At 62.4% G+C, this 1,666-nt stretch carries 2 protein-coding genes; both read left to right on the top strand.

All coding sequences use genetic code 11. From position 1 onward, the window contains the following. A partial coding sequence (locus A2I95_RS36045) for a carbohydrate ABC transporter permease (protein WP_291737323.1) occupies window positions 1–464 on the top strand: 464 nt, incomplete at its 5' end. Between the two features lie 12 nt (window positions 465–476). Further along, window positions 477–1,556 (top strand): ABC transporter ATP-binding protein, encoded by a 1,080-nt coding sequence (locus A2I95_RS36040; RefSeq protein WP_291737322.1) that lies wholly within the window; start codon window positions 477–479, stop codon window positions 1,554–1,556. Window positions 1,557–1,666: the final 110 nt, after the last annotated feature.

Here is a 1,666-nt window from a genome sequence, read left to right as displayed (position 1 = left end):
TTCTGTACCCGATCTACCTCTTGTTCATCCAACTGGGCTTGCTGGATACCAAGATTGGCCTCGTGATCGTGCTGATGCTCATCAACCTGCCGATCATCGTCTGGATGCTCTACACCTATTTCAAGGAAATCCCCGGCGAGATCCTCGAAGCCGCCCGGATGGATGGCGCCAGCTTGCGCGAAGAGGTGCTGTATATCCTCACGCCGATGGCCATTCCCGGCATCGCCTCGACGCTTCTTTTGAACGTGATCCTGGCCTGGAACGAAGCCTTCTGGACGCTCAACCTGACTGCGGCCAAGGCGGCACCGCTCACCGCCTTCATTGCCAGCTATTCCAGCCCCGAGGGTCTGTTCTACGCCAAGCTCAGCGCGGCCTCCACCATGGCCATTGCCCCGATCCTGATCCTCGGCTGGTTCAGCCAGAAGCAACTTGTCAGCGGCCTGACCTTCGGCGCCGTGAAATAAGGAGACAACGACATGGGACGCATCACTCTGGACAAAGTCTCCAAAAGCTTTGGCGACGTACAAGTCATCCCGCCCCTGGACCTGACCATCGACGACGGCGAATTCACGGTCTTCGTCGGCCCTTCGGGCTGCGGCAAGTCCACCCTCTTGCGGCTGATCGCCGGGCTGGAAGACGTGACCTCCGGCCAGATCCGCATCGACAAGCAGGACGCCACCTATGTGCCACCCGCCAAGCGCGGCTTGGCGATGGTGTTTCAGTCCTACGCGCTTTATCCGCATATGTCGGTGCGCAAGAACATCGCTTTCCCGATGAAGATGGCCAAGGTCCCAGTTGAGGAACAGAACCGCCGCATCGAAGCCGCCGCCAATGCGCTGAATCTTTCCGATTACCTGGACCGCCGCCCCGGCCAGCTCTCCGGCGGCCAGCGCCAGCGGGTGGCCATCGGGCGCGCCATCGTGCGGGAGCCTTCGGCCTTCCTCTTCGACGAGCCGCTGTCGAACCTTGACGCCAAGCTGCGCGAAAAGCTGCGGACAGAAATCCGCAAGATGCACCTGCAGCTCAAGACCACCACGATCTTCGTCACCCATGACCAGCTTGAGGCGATGACCATCGCCGACCGCATCGTGCTGATGCGCGACGGAAAGATTGAGCAGTTGGGGAGCCCGGACGAGATATTTGAACGGCCCGCCACGCGCTTTGTTGCCGATTTCATCGGTACGCCCGCGATGAATTTCCTCCATGCCACGATAGAGGATGGCCATATCGCCCGCGCGGGCGGCATCGCGCTGCGGCTTTCACCGGGGGCCTTCCCAAGCCTGCGCCCCGGCCAGCAGGTCGAGCTGGGCCTGCGCCCCGCCCGGATGGAGCTGTGCCCCGAGGGCACGCCCGGCGCGCTGACCGGCACTGTGGTGCTGGTCGAAAACATGGGCGCCGAGGGGCAGGTGATCACCGATGTGGAGGGGCACGAGATGTCCTTTACCACCCCGGCCTTCCGGGGCCTCGCCATCGGGGACCGGGTGAGCTTTGCCATCGACCCCGACCATATTCACGCCTTCGATCCGCAAAGCGGACAAAGCCTTCGCAAGGACTGACCCATGACCCGTTATGCCGACAAGATCGCCCGCATCCGCGCGGGCACCTATCGCAAGGGCGATTACATGATCGCCGACGCCAAGGATGCCGATGTCACCGGCGGCATCAC

Source organism: Leisingera sp. F5 (assembly GCF_001593695.1).
This window is presented reverse-complemented; position numbering and strand designations above follow the sequence as displayed.

What these genes read in the sequence shown, in the direction of transcription:
- A2I95_RS36040 (WP_291737322.1), top strand. Translation starts at nt 477, where the DNA reads ATGGGACGCATCACTCTGGACAAAGTCTCCAAAAGCTTTGGCGACGTA.